Origin of the sequence: Pseudoduganella aquatica (assembly GCF_020865585.1) — a bacterium.
Taxonomy (GTDB): domain Bacteria; phylum Pseudomonadota; class Gammaproteobacteria; order Burkholderiales; family Burkholderiaceae_D; genus Rugamonas; species Rugamonas aquatica_A.
In genome coordinates, this window is sequence record NZ_CP086370.1 from 1,415,530 (window position 1) to 1,430,265 (window position 14,736).

Consider the following 14,736-nt stretch of genomic DNA (forward strand, 5'->3'; position numbering starts at 1 on the left):
GGCCCATGCTTATTTCTTTTCCGCTTTCGCCTTGGCGACGAGGAAGTCCATGACCTGCAGCGCAGCCGTTTGCAGCTCGGTTTCGCTAGGGTTGCCCTGCATGCCGGAAGCGGCCAGGTGCGGCGAAGCCTGGTAGCGGCCGTCCACGATCAGCGTAGGCCAGGAGTCGATCTTGTACGAGTCCATCATGCCGTCGGCGCGTTTTACTTTGGCTTGCACGCCGAAGGAGCGGTAGGTGTCGATGAACTTCTGGCGGTCGATGCCGTTGGCCGCCACCCAGTCGAATACCTGCTCGTCGCGGTTCAGGCGGTTGCGTTCCACGTGCATGGCGTTGAACACTTTCTTGTGGTACTGCGGCAGCAGGCCCATGGCCTCCAGCGTGAAGAACAGCTTCTGCTGCGGCAGCACGCTTTCGTCGCGCGGCACGTGCACGCGCTTGAAGACGATGTTGTCGCCCTGTTTCTTGACCCAGGCTTCCAGCTGCGGTTCCAGGTTGTTGCAATGCGGGCAGTAGTAAGCGAAGAACTCGATGACTTCGATCTTCTTGCCGGTGTCGGTGGGCTGGGCGGTTTGCAGGGTCTGGTACTCCACGCCGCTGATCGGTGCGGCCGGGGACGCGGCGGCGCCAAAGGCCGCGCTGCACATTGCTACTACGCTCAACAACTGCTTCAGGATACGCATGCTCGATTCCTTATTTTTGATTGCGCACGACGGCCACGTCGATGCCGTTTTCCGACAGCTTGCCGCGTACTTTGTTCATTGCTTCCACCTGATTGTAGGGGCCCATGCGGACGCGGTGCAGCACGCCGGTGCTGTTGGTGTGGTCGGACACGGTCGCCTCGAAGCCCAGCAGGGCCAGCTTGGCGCGCGCATTTTCGGCGTCCGCCACTTCGCGGAAGGCGCCCGCCTGCAGATAATATACGTACTTCTCTTCGCCTGCCGCCGCAGCTGCAGCCGGTGCGGCCACGGTGGGCTGCACGTTGGTGGCGCCGGGCTTCTTGCTGGCCGCTTCTATCTTGTCCACCACCTGCTGCAGTTCATCGGTCGCCGGTTTTGCCGGCGCGGCCGGCGTGGTGTGCGCAGCAGGAGCTGCTGGCGCGGCCGGGACCGCCGGCGCGGCGGGCGCCGCTGCGTTCGGGTCGCGCGCGAGGTCGCGCGCCGCTTCGCGCGCGGCTTCCTTGTTGCCGTACATCGGCTTGTTGGGATCCGAGATCTGTCCCGCAGTCGGTTCCGCCGCCTTGCCCGTTTTGCCGGACTTGTCGGTGAATGGCGTCGAACCCTTGGTGATCACCAATGCCACGATGACCGCGATAACCAGGCCGATAACCAGGCCGATGATGATGCCAACCAGCGTGTTGCCGCGCTGGCGCTGCAAAGAAGTGGGACGGAAACTCATTGTGCGGGATACCCTAAGCGATTTACATTTTGTTCGGAGCGGAGACGCCGATCAGCGCCAGGCCGTTGCGCAGCACCTGGCGGGTCGCCACCATCAGCGCCAGGCGCGCCAGCTTGGTCGCCTCGTCGTCCACCAGCACGCGTTCGGCGAAGTAGAAGCTGTGCAGCGCTGCGGCCAGGTCGCGCAGGTAGAACGCCACCTGGTGCGGGCCCAGTTCGGCCTGCGCGCGCGCCAGCGCTTCAGGGTAGGCGGCCAGCGCGGCCAGCAGCGTCGCTTCCGACGGCGCGGTCAGCGGCGACAGGTCGACATTGGCCAGCTTGGCTTCGTCGCCGTTCCACTGTTCCAGCATGCGGCAGATGCGCGCGTGGGCGTACTGCACGTAATACACCGGATTCTCGTCCGAGGTTTTCAGCGCCACGTCCACGTCGAACACGAATTCGGTGTCCGCCTTGCGCGAGATGAGGAAGAAACGCACTGCGTCGCGGCCCTTGGTGGTGTCGCCGCCGCCCGACCATTCGATCAGGTCGCGCACGGTCACGTAGGAGCCTGCGCGCTTGGAGATCTTCACCTCGGCGCCGTCCTTCATGACGGTGACCATCTTGTGCAGCACGTAGTCGGGATAGCCTTTCGGGATGCCGATGTTCACCGCCTGCAGGCCGGCGCGCACGCGCGCGATGGTGCCGTGGTGGTCGGAGCCCTGGATGTTGATGGCCTGGTCGAAGCCGCGCTGGAACTTGACGATGTGGTAGGCCACGTCCGGCACGAAATAGGTGTAGGTGCCGTCGGTCTTGCGCATCACGCGGTCTTTGTCGTCGCCGTAGTCGGTGGTTTTCAGCCACAGCGCGCCTTCCTGCTCGTAGGTCACGCCGGCTTTCTGCAGCGCTTCCACGGCGGCGTTCACCTTGCCGTCCTTGTACAACGACGATTCCAGGTAGTAGTTGTCGAACTTCACGCCGAAGGCTTGCAGGTCGATGTCCTGCTCGTTGCGCAGATAGGTCACGGCGAAGGCGCGCAGGGATTCGAGGTCGTCCACGTCGCCGGAGGCGGTGGCGGGAGCGCCGTCCGAAGCCGATACGGTTTTCTTGGCCAGGAAGTCGTCCGCGATGTCCTGGATGTAGTCGCCGTTGTAGGCCGACTCGGGCCATTCGGCGTCGCCCGGCTTGAAGCCGCGCGCGCGCGCCTGCACCGAGGTGGCCAGGGTCTTGATCTGCACGCCGGCGTCGTTGTAGTAGAACTCGCGGGTGACCGCGTAGCCTTGAGAGGTGAACAGCGAAGACAGCGCGTCGCCCAGCGCCGCCTGGCGGCCGTGACCCACGTGCAGCGGGCCGGTCGGGTTGGCGGACACGAATTCAATGATTACGCTCTTGCCGTTGCCCACGTCGCTGCCGCCGAACTGCGCGCCTTGCGCCAGCACGGACTTCACGACGGCCTGCTTGGCCGCGTCCGTCACGCGCAGGTTGATGAAGCCCGGACCGGCGATCTCGGCGGCGGCAACGATGTGTTTGCCGTCCGGATTGTCCAGCAGCGCGGCGACCAGCTTGGTGGCCAGTTCGCGCGGGTTCATCTTCAGCTGTTTGGCCAGCTGCATGGCGATATTGCAGGCCACGTCGCCGTGCGACGCATCGCGCGGGCGCTCCAGCACGACATTGGCGGTGACGCCGGAGCCGTCGAGGATGGGCGCCAGGGCGGCGTTGAACAGGGCGGTGATCTCTTGTTTCTGTTGGGCGAGCATGTGCGTAGGTGGCGGCTGGGCCGCGCTAAGTATCTGGTTAATGCGCTTGTAAAAGCGGTTTTGAAGCGAAACGGCCGGCAGCGTGCGCCCCGGCCAAACAGCGGTAATTATACTGGTTTGCAAGGGGGAGCAAACGTTTGAACCAGATGCAAGCCGACATGGCTTTAGCCTGAGTTGTCCACAACCCGGTTACAATCTCACCTTTATAGCAATTCCGCGATTTTTGCGGCCCGGCGGGCCGCTCGGCCCTGCCATGGGCGGACGCGAGCCATTACGGAAATAACAAGATGACCAAAGAGCGCCCAGTCCTGAAACTGAAAACCCCTGCCGCACCGGCCAAGACCGCTGCCGGCAAGGCACCTTACAAGGGCGCTCCCGGCAAATCCGCAGCCGGCAAACCGGCGTATGCCAAGCCGGCCGCCGCCGGCGGCGCCAAGACCTGGCCGGCCAAGCCGGCCGCCGCCGGTGGCCAGTCCGGCTCGCCGGCCCGTCCTGCAACGCCGCGTCCGGCTTCCGGCGAACCGGCCGAGACCGCGGCTTCGGTCTGGGCCAAGGCCGCGCCCAAGCAGCGCAAGACGGCGCCCGAGCCCAAATTTGCGGCCCCGCGCCCCAAGCCGGAGTTCCGCGAGAGCCACCACCGCGACCTGAAGCCTGCGCTGCAAGTCAATTTCCAGACCGATTTGCGCCATGACTCGCTGGCCTTCGCCCTGCTGGGCGCGGCCACCGCCGTGGCCCAGGTGCGCACCGGCATGGCGCTGCCGCAGGCGCTGGCCGGCGTGTTCGCCAGCACCAACGCCATCCCGCAGGCGCGCGGCGCCATGCAGGACATCGCCTACCGCGCCATGCGCGCGCTGGGCCATAGCGACGCGCTGATCGCCATGATGGCGCCGAAAGCGCCCGAGCCGCTGGTGGCTGCCCTGCTGGCCTGCGCCCTGCCGCTGATGCAGAAGGACGCCGACGGCAGCGCCGCCTACGAACAGTTCACCGTGGTCGACCAGACCGTCAGCGCCGCCTGGGCCCACCCGGACACCGAGCGCGCCAAACCCATGGTCAACGCCGTGCTGCGCCGCTTCCAGCGCGAGCGCGCCGAGCTGCTGGCCGCGGCCGCGCTGCAGCCGGTGGCCAAATGGAATTACCCGCAGTGGTGGATAGACGCGGTGCGCACCGCCTATCCGGACCAGTGGCAAGCCGTGCTCAGCACCGGCAACCAGCCGCCGCCGCTCACCCTGCGCGTGAACCTGCGCCGCAGCACGGTGGCCGACTACCTGGCCAGGCTGGAGCAGGCCGGCATCGCCGCCGCGCAGATCGGCCCGCAGGCGGTGCGCCTGGCCAAGCCGGTCGGCGTGCACCTGATCCCCGGCTTCGACGACGGCGTGGTCTCGGTGCAGGACGCGGCGGCCCAGCTGGCCGCGCAGCTGCTCGATGTCCAGGACGGCATGCGCGTGCTGGACGCCTGCGCCGCGCCAGGTGGTAAAACTTGCAACATCCTGGAGCTGGCCGACGCCGACGTGACCGCGCTCGACGCGGACGCCAAGCGCCTGCTGCGCGTGGGCGAGAACCTGGAGCGCCTGGGCCTGCACGCTACCATGAAGGCGGCCGACGCCCAGCATCCGGACTGGTGGGACGGCCAGGCCTACGACCGCATCCTGGCCGACGTGCCGTGCACCGCGTCCGGCATCGTGCGCCGCCACCCGGATATCCGCTGGCTGCGCCGCAAGGGCGACGCGCTCCAACTTGCAACACTTTCCGCCAAAATTCTCGACAACCTTTGGCAGATGCTTGCCCCCAATGGTAAATTGCTGTTCGTGACATGTTCGTTGTGGCCGCAGGAATCCGAGGCGCAGGCGGCCGCCTTCGCGGTGCGTCACGGCGCCACCCGTCTCGATGCGCCCGGTCAATTGCTGCCCACCGGCAGTGCCGAACAGGATCATGATGGACTGTTCTACGCCTTGTTCCAGAAAAATGCGTGAACGGCGCATAAGCGTAGCGACTCCATGTTTTGCCCAATTTTTCGCGCTATTCCCGACGGATATATTTAGTACCGGCCCACTTGTGACGCAACGTTTTTTTCGACTCCTCGCCTGGCAGTTGCTGCTGATGTTCGCTTGCGCGCTGTCGCCCGCGCGCGCGTCGGAGGAAACCGTTGAAATCACCCGCGCCACCATCGAGGCGGCGGAGGAGGGCTACCGCCTGTCGGCCGCCTATTCCTTCGAACTGAACCACGGCCTGGAAGACGCGCTGCTGTACGGCATGCCGCTGTACTTCACCACCGAAATCGAATTCACCCGCCCTCGCTGGTACTGGGTGGACGAGAAGGCCGTCCGCGTTAAACGCACTTTCAGCATTTCCTACAACGTGCTCACGCGCCAGTACCACGTCGGCCCGGTCGGCAATGTGCGGCAGAGCTTCCCGACGCTGGAGGACGCGCTGTTCCTGATACGCCGGCCCAGCCGCTGGGTGGTGGCGCCGCGCGGCGCGCTCAAGGTGGGCGAGGTCTACAACGTCACGCTGCGCATGGGCATGGACCGCGATTACCTGCCCAAGCCCATCCAGGTCAACGCGTTCAACAACAGCGAGTGGCGCCTGGCGTCGAACAAGAAAACCTTCCTGTACAGGGCTGAATAAGTGAGACCGGCCTTGCGGTACCTGTTCGTCGTTGCCGGCGCTGCGGTCAGCATCCTGCTGTTCCTGCTGGCCTCGGCGTCCGACAACTCCGGCCTGTTCGACCGCTACTACGGCTGGCTGCTGGGCCTGAACGCGGCGGTCGCCGTGGCGCTGCTGGTGCTGGTGGGCGTGTCGCTGTTCCGCCTGTATTCGCGCTACCGGGCCGGCAAGTTCGGCTCCAAGCTGATGACGCGGCTGGTGCTGCTGTTCGCCGCCATCGGCGTGCTGCCCGGGCTGGTGATCTTCCTGGTGTCGGTGCAGTTCGTGTCCCACTCGATTGATTCCTGGTTCAACGTGCGCATCGAGGAGGCGCTGGACGCCGGCCTGACCCTGGGCCGCGACGCGCTCGACAAGGCGGTGGCCGACCTCAACAGCCAAAGCAAGAAAACCGCCAGCCTGCTGGCCGAAGAACAGTTCTACGCCGCGCCGGCCATCCTGGCGCGCTTCGTCAAGACCCATCCCGGCACGCAGAGCGCCATCATCGTCGACGCCGAAGGCGGGCTGATCGTGTCGGCCACCGGGCCGCAGCGCATCAACCTGTCGGCCGACCTGCCCAATGCGCCCATGCTGGCGGTGGCCAAGAACGAGGACTCCTATGCCCAGGCCGAGGGCGGCAGCGAACTGCGCGACGACCGCGTGGGCGCGCCGCCGCCGCCGGTGCCGGACGCCTCCAACGTGCTGCGCGTGCGCGTGCTGCTGGCCATACCGGACCCGGTGCAGCCCAACGGCACCCACTTGGCGCCGCGCTTCCTGCAGATTATCCAGGCCGTGCCGCCCAAGCTGGCCGCCAACGGCGAAACGCTGCGCACCGCCTACAGCGAATACAAGGAGCGCTTCGTGGCCCGCGTGGGCCTGCGCAAGATGTATATCGAAACGCTGACCTTGACCCTGCTGCTGGCCGTGTTCGGCGCCATCGCGGCGGCCTTCCTGATCGCCAACGACCTGGCCCAGCCGCTGCTGCTGCTGGCCGAGGGCACGCGCGCGGTGGCCGGCGGCGACCTGTCGCCGCGCCCCATCGTGGCCAGTTCGGACGAGCTGGGCACCTTGACGCAGTCGTTCAACACCATGACGCGCCAGCTGTCGGACGCGCGCATCGCCGTCGACAAGAACCGCGCCGCGCTGCAGAACGCCAAGGCCCACCTGGAGTCCGTGCTGGGCAATATGTCGGCCGGCGTGATGGTGCTGGACGGGGACTTCCGCCTGGTCAGCTGCAACGACTCGGTCGAGCGCATCCTGCAGCACGCGGGCGTGACCATGATAGGCCAGCAGCTGACCGAAATCGACGGCCTGCAGGAGTTCGCAGGCGCCATCGTGGCGGCGTTCTCGGCGCAGAGCGCGCACTCGGCGGCGGGCCGCAATGTGCAGCGCCTGCACTGGCAGCGCCAGATTGAAATTCCGCGCCCGGCCAACAGCGCCAATCCGGACGAGCATGACCTGACCCTGCTGACGCGCGGCTCGCGCCTGCCGGTGGAAAACGGCAGCGGCTACATCGTGGTGTTCGACGATATCACCGACGTGATCTCGGCCCAGCGCTCGATCGCCTGGGGCGAGGTGGCGCGCCGCCTGGCGCATGAAATCAAGAACCCGCTGACGCCCATCCAGCTGTCGGCCGAGCGCCTGCAGATGAAGCTGGAATCCAAGTTGGAAATGCAGAACGACGTGGACCTGCTGAACAAGGCCACCACCACCATCGTCAACCAGGTGGCCGCCATGAAGCGCATGGTGGACGACTTCCGCGACTACGCGAAGACCCCGCCGGCCGTGCTCGAGCCGCTGGACGTGAACGCGCTGGTGGAAGAGATCCTGAACCTGTACCTGAGCGGCGAGGCCAGCGACATCATCCACCTGGCGCTGGCGCCCCAGCTGCCGCTGGTGATGGGCGACGCCACCCAGCTGCGCCAGGTGATCCATAATTTACTGCAGAATGCACAAGATGCGTTGCTGGACCAGCCGCCCGCCGGCGTGGCGCCGCGCATCGACGTCGTCACCGAGGCCATCCATTACCAGAGCGCAGACGGCGGCACCCGCGTCGCGGTGCGCCTGGCGATATCGGACAACGGCCCCGGCTTCGCGCCCAAAATCCTGGCGCGCGCCTTTGAACCGTATGTGACGTCGAAGGCGCGCGGCACCGGTTTGGGGCTGGCGATGGTGAAAAAGATTATCGACGAGCATGGGGGACGGATTGATATCCAGAACCATGTCGATAGAAGTGGCGCTTCGGTACTGATTTTGCTGTTAAAGTTGGCGCCGGTGCAGTTGGCATAATATTGGAAGACTAATAAAATAATTGCTAGCATGCAGGCTTACAATGTCAGCATGACCGGCGAATGAAAAAAAGGCAGGGATAGATGGCAAACATTCTGGTAGTGGATGATGAAATGGGTATCCGCGAGTTGCTCTCGGAAATTTTGAGCGACGAGGGACACGCAATACAGCTTGCCGAAAACGCGCAGCAGGCGCGCGAGGCGCGTGCACAAGGCGCGCCGGATCTGGTCCTGCTCGACATTTGGATGCCGGACACGGACGGCGTGACGCTGCTGAAGGAATGGCAGCGCGACGGCTTGCTGACCATGCCCGTCATTATGATGTCCGGCCACGCCACCATCGATACGGCGGTGGAAGCGACGCGCATCGGCGCGCTGAATTTCCTGGAAAAGCCAATTGCCATGCAGAAACTGCTGAAGGCAGTGCAAGCAGGCCTGACGCGCGCCCAGGAAACCGTGCGTTCGCCGTCGCTGGCGCCGCGTCCGGCCGTGGCGCCGCCGCCGGAAGACGGCGCGGTCGCCGCCGGCGCGCCGTTCAGCGCCGCCATGCCGCAAGCCCACGCCTCGGTGCGCGGCGCGGGCGCCACGGCGGGCGAGGGCCATATGTTCAACCTGTCGTTCGACCTGCCGCTGCGCGAAGCGCGCGACGCCTTCGAGCGCATGTATTTCGAGCACCACCTGGGCCGCGAAGGCGGCAGCATGACGCGGGTGGCGGAGAAGACCGGCCTGGAACGCACCCACTTGTACCGCAAGCTCAAGCAGCTGGGCGTGGAGCCGGGCAAGCTGGCCAAGAAGAACCAATAATGGCCAGCGCCGCCGATGCCGCTCCCGGCGCAGCCGGGGCCGGCGCGGGCGGTCCGCCATCGCCCGCTGCGGCCGCGCGTACCCGCGTCACGCTGGTGACCGGCCCGCGCGCGGCTGTGCGCGAAGCGGCCATCGCCGCCGCGCTCGCCAATATGGCGGCCGCGCAGTCCGCCGCGCAGTCCGCTGTAATTCTGGAAGGCCTGGCGGACGCCAATTCCCCCCTTATCTCCTCCCCCGAAACAGGCCTGAATGTGCAGCGCATCGCTCCCGGCTGTTTGTGCTGCGCAGGAAATCTCGTTTTGCGAGTAACATTGAACCGTCTGCTGCGCCGTCCGCCAGCGCAGCTGTTCATCAGCCTGGCAAATGCGGAGCATGTGGACCAGTTGCGCAGCATGCTGCAGCAAGCTCCGTATGGCGATTTGCTGGACCTGGATACCGATTTGCAAGCCCAGGCTTGAAAAGCGGCGCCCGGTCCCCACTTCAATATGGACCGGCGGAACACATGAGCTTCCGCCTCTAGCGTGAAGGAAGCCAAATGAACCTGATCTACAACAGCGAGCAGTACAGCGTGGTTGAATTCGGTGCGGACCGCGACCTGGAGGCCCTGCGTTTTGGCGGCTATGAAATTGTGGACAAAGGCTGCAAGCGCGAGATCTTCATCGCGGGCGTGCTGGCGCAAAGCTTCCGGCGCGACGTCACCCAGCTGATTGCCAGCGAGCCCACCATGGAGGAAGTCGACGAATTCCTCGGCAGCTACGAGTCCCTGATGAGCCAGCCCGTGCTGCTGCATTAAAGGCCGCAGGCATGGTAAGGTGAGAGTCTGTTGCAGATTCTCCCTTACTATGTGCCAATTACTAGCCATGAACTGCAATGTCCCGACCGACATTGTGTTCAGTTTCACCGGCTTCGCCATGCGCGGCGGCCGCACCGACACCCACCATGACGGCTGGGGCATCGCCTTTTTCGAGGGCGCCGGCGTGCGCCATTTTGTCGACCACCAGGCCGCCATCGCCTCGCCGATCGCCGAGCTGATCAAGAACTACCCCATCAAGTCGCGCAACGTGATCGCGCACATCCGCAAGGCCACGCAAGGCCAGGTGGCGCTGGAGAACTGCCATCCCTTCGTGCGCGAGCTGTGGGGCAGCTACTGGGTGTTCGCCCACAACGGCGACCTGAAGGAATTCCATCCCGTGCTGGACGGTGCTTTCCGCCCGGTCGGCAACACCGACAGCGAGCGGGCCTTCTGCTACATCCTGCAGACGCTGCGCGCCCGTTTTGGCGACCAGCGCCCCGAACGGGCCGCCCTGCGCGGCGTGCTGGAAGAGCTGGTGGCCGGTATCGCCGCGCACGGCACCTTCAATATGCTGCTGGCCAGCGGCAACGAACTGTACGCGCACTGCTCCACCAATCTGTATTACCTGGTGCGTCAATATCCCTTCCTGACCGCCGAATTGTCCGACGAGGACGTGACCGTGGACTTTTCCGAGGTCACCACGCCGGACGACCGCGTGGCCATTATCGTCACCCAGCCGCTGACAACGAACGAGCAATGGACGGCGTTTGTGCCCGGTGAACTGAAAGTATTTCTCGATGGAATACCTGATGCGCCAGGTAACGCGAAAATTGTTTGAGACAACATGCGTGAATGATGCCAAAATATCAGGTAAAACCGCGTAAAACAGCGGGTTAGTTGCCATTTGGCACCATTGTTCCCTGAACTGAGACGGACCCTTCCATGATCGACCTTTCGCCTACTAGTTCGGCCTCCAGGAATTTGCGTGTGCGTGAGTTCTATCTTGGCCGTCAGCCTATGCTGGACCGCAATCAGGCGTTGTTCGGTTATGAGTTGTTGTTCCGCAACGCGCCCGTCGGGCCGGCCAACATCGTCAGCGACATCGGCGCCACCGCGTCCGTGATTGCCCACGCCTCCCAGCTGGGCATGGAAAAAGTGATCGGCGACGCGCTCGGCTTCGTCAATGTCGATGCCGACGTCATCATGAGCGACATCTTCGGTTTCCTGCCGCGCGAAAAAGTGGTGCTGGAAATCGTGGAAACCATGGAAGCCACGCCGCCGGTGCTCAAGCGCATGGCCGAGCTGGTGAGCCACGGCTTCAGCTTCGCGCTGGACGACGTGACCGGCGAAACCGGCAATGTGCAGTCGCTGATGCCCATGATCGAGTACGTCAAGATGAGCATGCGCGACACGCCGCTGCCCATCCTGATGAAGCTGGCGCCGCGCTTCAAGCAGGACGGCAAGAAGCTGGTGGCCGAAAAAGTGGAAACCCGCGAGGAGTTCAAGCACTGCCTGGACCTGGGCTTCGACTACTTCCAGGGCTATTACTTTGCCAAGCCGGTCATCATGAGCGGCAAGAAACTGTCGCCGTCGCAGCTGGCCGTGATGGAGCTGATGACCCTGGTGACGTCGGAAGCGGACAACCTGGAAATCGAACGCGCCATCAAGCGCGACGTGTCGCTGGCGCTGAACCTGTTGCGCCTGGTGAACACGCCTGCCGTGGGCGCGCGCCAGCGCATCGACTCGCTGAGCCAGGCCGTGACCATCCTGGGCCGCCGCCAGCTGCAGCGCTGGCTGCAAATCATGCTGTACGCAGAACCGAGCAAGCGCGGCCACAGCATGACGCCGCTGCTGATGCTGGCCACCACGCGCGGCCGCCTGCTGGAGCTGCTGGCGCTCAAGCTGCGCCCCAGCCAGCGCCACTGCGCCGACATCGCCTTCACGGTTGGCATCATGTCGCTGATGGATACGCTGTTCGGCATCCCCATGTCCGAAATCCTGGCCCAGATCCCCGTCATCGACGAGGTGCAGGATGCGCTGATGTTCCGTGGCGGCTTCTTCGGCGACCTGCTCAAGCTGGCCGAATCCATCGAACAGATCGAGGAGCTGGAGCACCAGATCGTGCCCACGCTGCGCGACCTGGCCGTCTCCACCGACGAACTGGTGGAACTGGAAATGGCGGCGTTCGAGTGGAGCGACAACGTGGTGCGCTACGCATTGTGACTTGTCACAACAAGTCATGACACTTGTCACTTGCTAGAAGGCTAACAGGCGCGATAAGCTTGCGATCTTATTAACGGATCGCACCGCGCCATGACTTCAGTCCTGCTCAGCGTCAATCAACTCAGCAAATCCTACGGCGGCCGCCTCGCGGTCGACGGCGTGAATTTCCAGGTCCGGCACGGCCAGACCGTCGGCCTGATCGGCCCCAACGGCGCCGGCAAGTCCAGCACCGTCAGCATGATCTGCGGCCTGCTGCGCAGCGACAGCGGCAGCGTCGAGCTGGAAGGGGAGGCCATGGCCCAGGGCCAGACCGGCGCCAAGCTCAAGATCGGCCTGGTGCCGCAGGACCTGGCGCTGTATGAAGACCTGTCCGCGCTGGAAAACCTCAAGCTCTTCGGCGCGCTGTACGGCCTGAAAGGCGCGCTGCTCAAGGAGCGCTGCGCGCAGGCGCTGGACATGGTGCGCCTGGCGGACCGCGCTGCCGACAAGCCATCCACCTTCTCCGGCGGCATGAAGCGCCGCCTCAATATCGCCGCAGCGCTGCTGCACGAACCCAAGCTGCTGATCCTGGACGAGCCCACCGTGGGCGTCGATCCGCAAAGCCGCAACGCCATCTTCGACACGCTGGAAGCGCTCAAGGCCAAGGGCATGGCGCTGATCTACACCAGCCACTACATGGAGGAAGTGGAGCGGCTGGCCGACCACATCGTCATCATCGACCACGGCAAAGTGCTGGCCGATGAAAGCCCGGCCGACCTGTACCGCCGCCTGCCCGCGCAAGCGGCGCTGCGTGCCGAACTGGCGCAGCCGCTGGCGGCCGAGCGCATGGCCGAGCTGCTCGCCGGCCTGCGCAGCCTGCCGGGCGTGAGCGCCGTGCGCGAGCTGGGCAGCCAGGCCGGCGAGGGCGGCCCGGTGCTGGAAATCGGCCTGGCCGCTACCGCGCACGCGGCTTCCGTGCTGGCCTGGCTGAACGCGCAGGGCTGCGCCCTGCAGCACTTCGCCACCGCCAAGACCAATCTTGAAGACATCTTCCTCAACCTCACCGGCCGCAGCCTGCGCGACTGAAAAGGACCATGATGACCGCATTTTTCGCACTGGTCCGCAAAGACCTCATCCTCTACCTCGGCGACAAGCGCGCGCTGCTGATCAACCTGATGCTGCCCATCGTGCTGGCTGCCTTCTTCGGCTCCCTGTTCGGCGGCAGCGGCGATTCCAAGACCGGCAAGATCGACGTCGGCCTGGTGCTGCAGGACAGCAGCCCGGTCGGCGTGAAGATTGCCGACGGCCTGAAGGCGGACGCCACGCTGCGCATCATTGAACTGCCGCTGGAAGAGGCGCAAGCCAGGGTCCGTTCCGGCAAGCTCACCGTGGCCGTGGTGATTCCGCAAGGCTTCGGCGACGCCGCAGGCAAAGCGCTGTTCAGTGCGGGGAACAAGCCGGAGATCCCGGTGTTCTACGACCCCTCGCAATCGACCACGCTGGCCATGGTGAAAGGCATGCTCACGCAGCAGGTGATGCAGATCGTCAGCGCGGAAATGTTCGGCGGCGACACGGGCGCCAAGTTCATGGACACCAGCCTGCTCGAGCTGGAGCAGGAGACTGCGAAAGGCAAGGGCAATCCCGAACTGCGCGACATGCTGGCCAGCGTGCGCAAGTTCCAGAAAACCGAGCAGGCCAAGCCTGCGCAGGACGGCGCGGACGGCGCCAAGGCCAAGCCCGGCCTGAGCATGCCCTTCGCCACCAAGGACGAGGCGCTCAGCTCTGGTCCCAAGTACAACGGCTACGCGCACTCGTTTGCGGGCATGAGCGTGCAGTTCATCCTGTTCATGGGCGTGGACATGGGCATAGGTATCCTGCTGGCGCGCCGCATGGGCATCTGGAGCCGGCTGCTGGCCGCGCCGGTATCGCTGACCACGGTGCTGCTGGCGCGCGCCATATCGGCCGCCGTGATCGCCTCCGGCCTGCTGGTGGCCATCTTCCTGTGCGCCATGCTGATCTTCAAGGTGCAGATTGCCAACCCGCTGGGCTTCGTGGGCGTGGGGCTGTGCTTCGCGCTGATGACGGCAGGCTTCGGCCTGCTGATCGCCGCCTTCGGCAAGACGCCGGAAGCCGCGCGCGGCATTGCGGTGTTCGCCACGCTGATCATGGTGATGCTGGGCGGCGCCTGGGTGCCGTCCTTCGTCTTCCCCGCGTGGATGCAGCAGCTGACGATCGCCATCCCCACCCGCTGGGCGGTGGACGGCTTTGACGCGGTAACGTGGCGCGGCCTCGGCATGGAAGGCGCGCTTGGCCCCATGGCGGTGCAGCTTGCCTTTGCCGCCGTGTTTGCCGGCCTCGCCATCTGGAAATTCCGCCGCGACCAGTGAAACCGGCGGGTTACGCGCTCCGCGCTAACCCGCCCTACGATGCACCAGCGATTGCGTAGGGCGGGTTAGCGCCTGGGCGCGTAACCCGCCAAGCTCCGCCACGGTCACGGATGCGCCGCACCCGGCCAATGCGTGCGCAACTCCGGATCCGTGCGCATCTCCCACAGCGCCAGCACGGCAACCGCCGCGCCGACGATGAGGTTGTTCCACATGGCCTCTTGCGGCACGGTGATCTGCTCGGCCCGCGCCAGCACCCAGGGCGACACCGCCACCCAGACGCCAACCAGCAGGTTCAGCACAACCGCCCAGAAATAGGTCTTGTACAGATCAAACGCGGCCAGCGCCGCCATGACCGCGCCGGTCACGAAAGCGTTCCACGCCAGCTGCGACGGGATGCCGTAGCCAAACACCCAGGGCGTAATGAACTGCCACAAACCGAGCAGCAGGATCAGCTGATCCTGCCAGCGTTTGATTGCAACTGCGTTTTCCATATG

General features: G+C 65.0%; 14 protein-coding genes. 10 read left to right on the forward strand and 4 right to left on the reverse strand.

Annotated features, from left to right (window positions below; genetic code table 11):
- Window positions 1-9: 9 nt before the first annotated feature.
- Genes KT882_RS06175 through argS form a run of 3 tightly spaced genes read right to left on the reverse strand, consistent with a single transcriptional unit; the run spans window position 10 to window position 3,128 of the window.
- Window positions 10-681 carry a thiol:disulfide interchange protein DsbA/DsbL gene (locus tag KT882_RS06175; protein WP_161071728.1) on the reverse strand — a complete coding sequence of 224 codons (672 nt, stop codon included), beginning with the start codon at window positions 679-681 and terminating at the stop codon, window positions 10-12.
- A 10-nt stretch (window positions 682-691) separates the two neighbouring features.
- Entirely contained in the window at window positions 692-1,396 is a 705-nt protein-coding gene (locus tag KT882_RS06180) for an SPOR domain-containing protein (protein WP_161071727.1), read from the reverse strand.
- 22 nt (window positions 1,397-1,418) lie between these two features.
- Entirely contained in the window at window positions 1,419-3,128 is a 1,710-nt protein-coding gene (gene argS / locus KT882_RS06185) for an arginine--tRNA ligase (protein WP_228894967.1), read from the reverse strand.
- A gap of 656 nt (window positions 3,129-3,784) precedes the next feature.
- Between argS and rsmB the strand changes: the two genes are divergently transcribed.
- The 10 genes from rsmB to KT882_RS06235 all read left to right on the forward strand — a co-directional run bounded on the left by rsmB (window position 3,785) and on the right by KT882_RS06235 (window position 14,242).
- Complete coding sequence (rsmB, locus tag KT882_RS06190) at window positions 3,785-5,098, forward strand: 16S rRNA (cytosine(967)-C(5))-methyltransferase RsmB (RefSeq protein WP_407682044.1); 1,314 nt, start codon at window positions 3,785-3,787, stop codon at window positions 5,096-5,098.
- 82 nt (window positions 5,099-5,180) lie between these two features.
- Window positions 5,181-5,753, forward strand: coding sequence for a DUF4390 domain-containing protein (locus tag KT882_RS06195; protein ID WP_228894969.1), 573 nt, complete (start codon window positions 5,181-5,183; stop codon window positions 5,751-5,753).
- Entirely contained in the window at window positions 5,754-8,057 is a 2,304-nt protein-coding gene (locus KT882_RS06200) for a sensor histidine kinase (protein WP_228894971.1), read from the forward strand.
- A gap of 83 nt (window positions 8,058-8,140) precedes the next feature.
- Window positions 8,141-8,860 (forward strand): response regulator, encoded by a 720-nt coding sequence (locus KT882_RS06205; protein ID WP_161071722.1) that lies wholly within the window; start codon window positions 8,141-8,143, stop codon window positions 8,858-8,860.
- Entirely contained in the window at window positions 8,860-9,318 is a 459-nt protein-coding gene (locus KT882_RS06210) for a P-loop NTPase family protein (protein WP_228894974.1), read from the forward strand. Before KT882_RS06205 ends, KT882_RS06210 begins: the two co-directional genes overlap by 1 nt.
- A gap of 77 nt (window positions 9,319-9,395) precedes the next feature.
- Entirely contained in the window at window positions 9,396-9,653 is a 258-nt protein-coding gene (locus KT882_RS06215) for a BTH_I0359 family protein (RefSeq protein ID WP_161071721.1), read from the forward strand.
- Between the two features lie 49 nt (window positions 9,654-9,702).
- Window positions 9,703-10,491 (forward strand): class II glutamine amidotransferase, encoded by a 789-nt coding sequence (locus tag KT882_RS06220; protein WP_228894976.1) that lies wholly within the window; start codon window positions 9,703-9,705, stop codon window positions 10,489-10,491.
- 104 nt (window positions 10,492-10,595) lie between these two features.
- Window positions 10,596-11,876: an EAL and HDOD domain-containing protein gene (locus tag KT882_RS06225; protein ID WP_228894978.1), complete on the forward strand. Its 1,281-nt coding sequence runs from the start codon at window positions 10,596-10,598 to the stop codon at window positions 11,874-11,876.
- Window positions 11,877-11,966: 90 nt separating this feature from the next.
- Entirely contained in the window at window positions 11,967-12,941 is a 975-nt protein-coding gene (locus tag KT882_RS06230) for an ABC transporter ATP-binding protein (RefSeq protein WP_161071718.1), read from the forward strand.
- An 8-nt stretch (window positions 12,942-12,949) separates the two neighbouring features.
- Window positions 12,950-14,242 (forward strand): ABC transporter permease, encoded by a 1,293-nt coding sequence (locus tag KT882_RS06235; RefSeq protein ID WP_228894980.1) that lies wholly within the window; start codon window positions 12,950-12,952, stop codon window positions 14,240-14,242.
- A 104-nt stretch (window positions 14,243-14,346) separates the two neighbouring features.
- On the opposite strand, the gene KT882_RS06240 is transcribed toward KT882_RS06235, so the two are convergent.
- Window positions 14,347-14,733 (reverse strand): SPW repeat protein, encoded by a 387-nt coding sequence (locus KT882_RS06240; protein WP_161071717.1) that lies wholly within the window; start codon window positions 14,731-14,733, stop codon window positions 14,347-14,349.
- Between the last annotated feature and the right edge of the window lie 3 nt (window positions 14,734-14,736).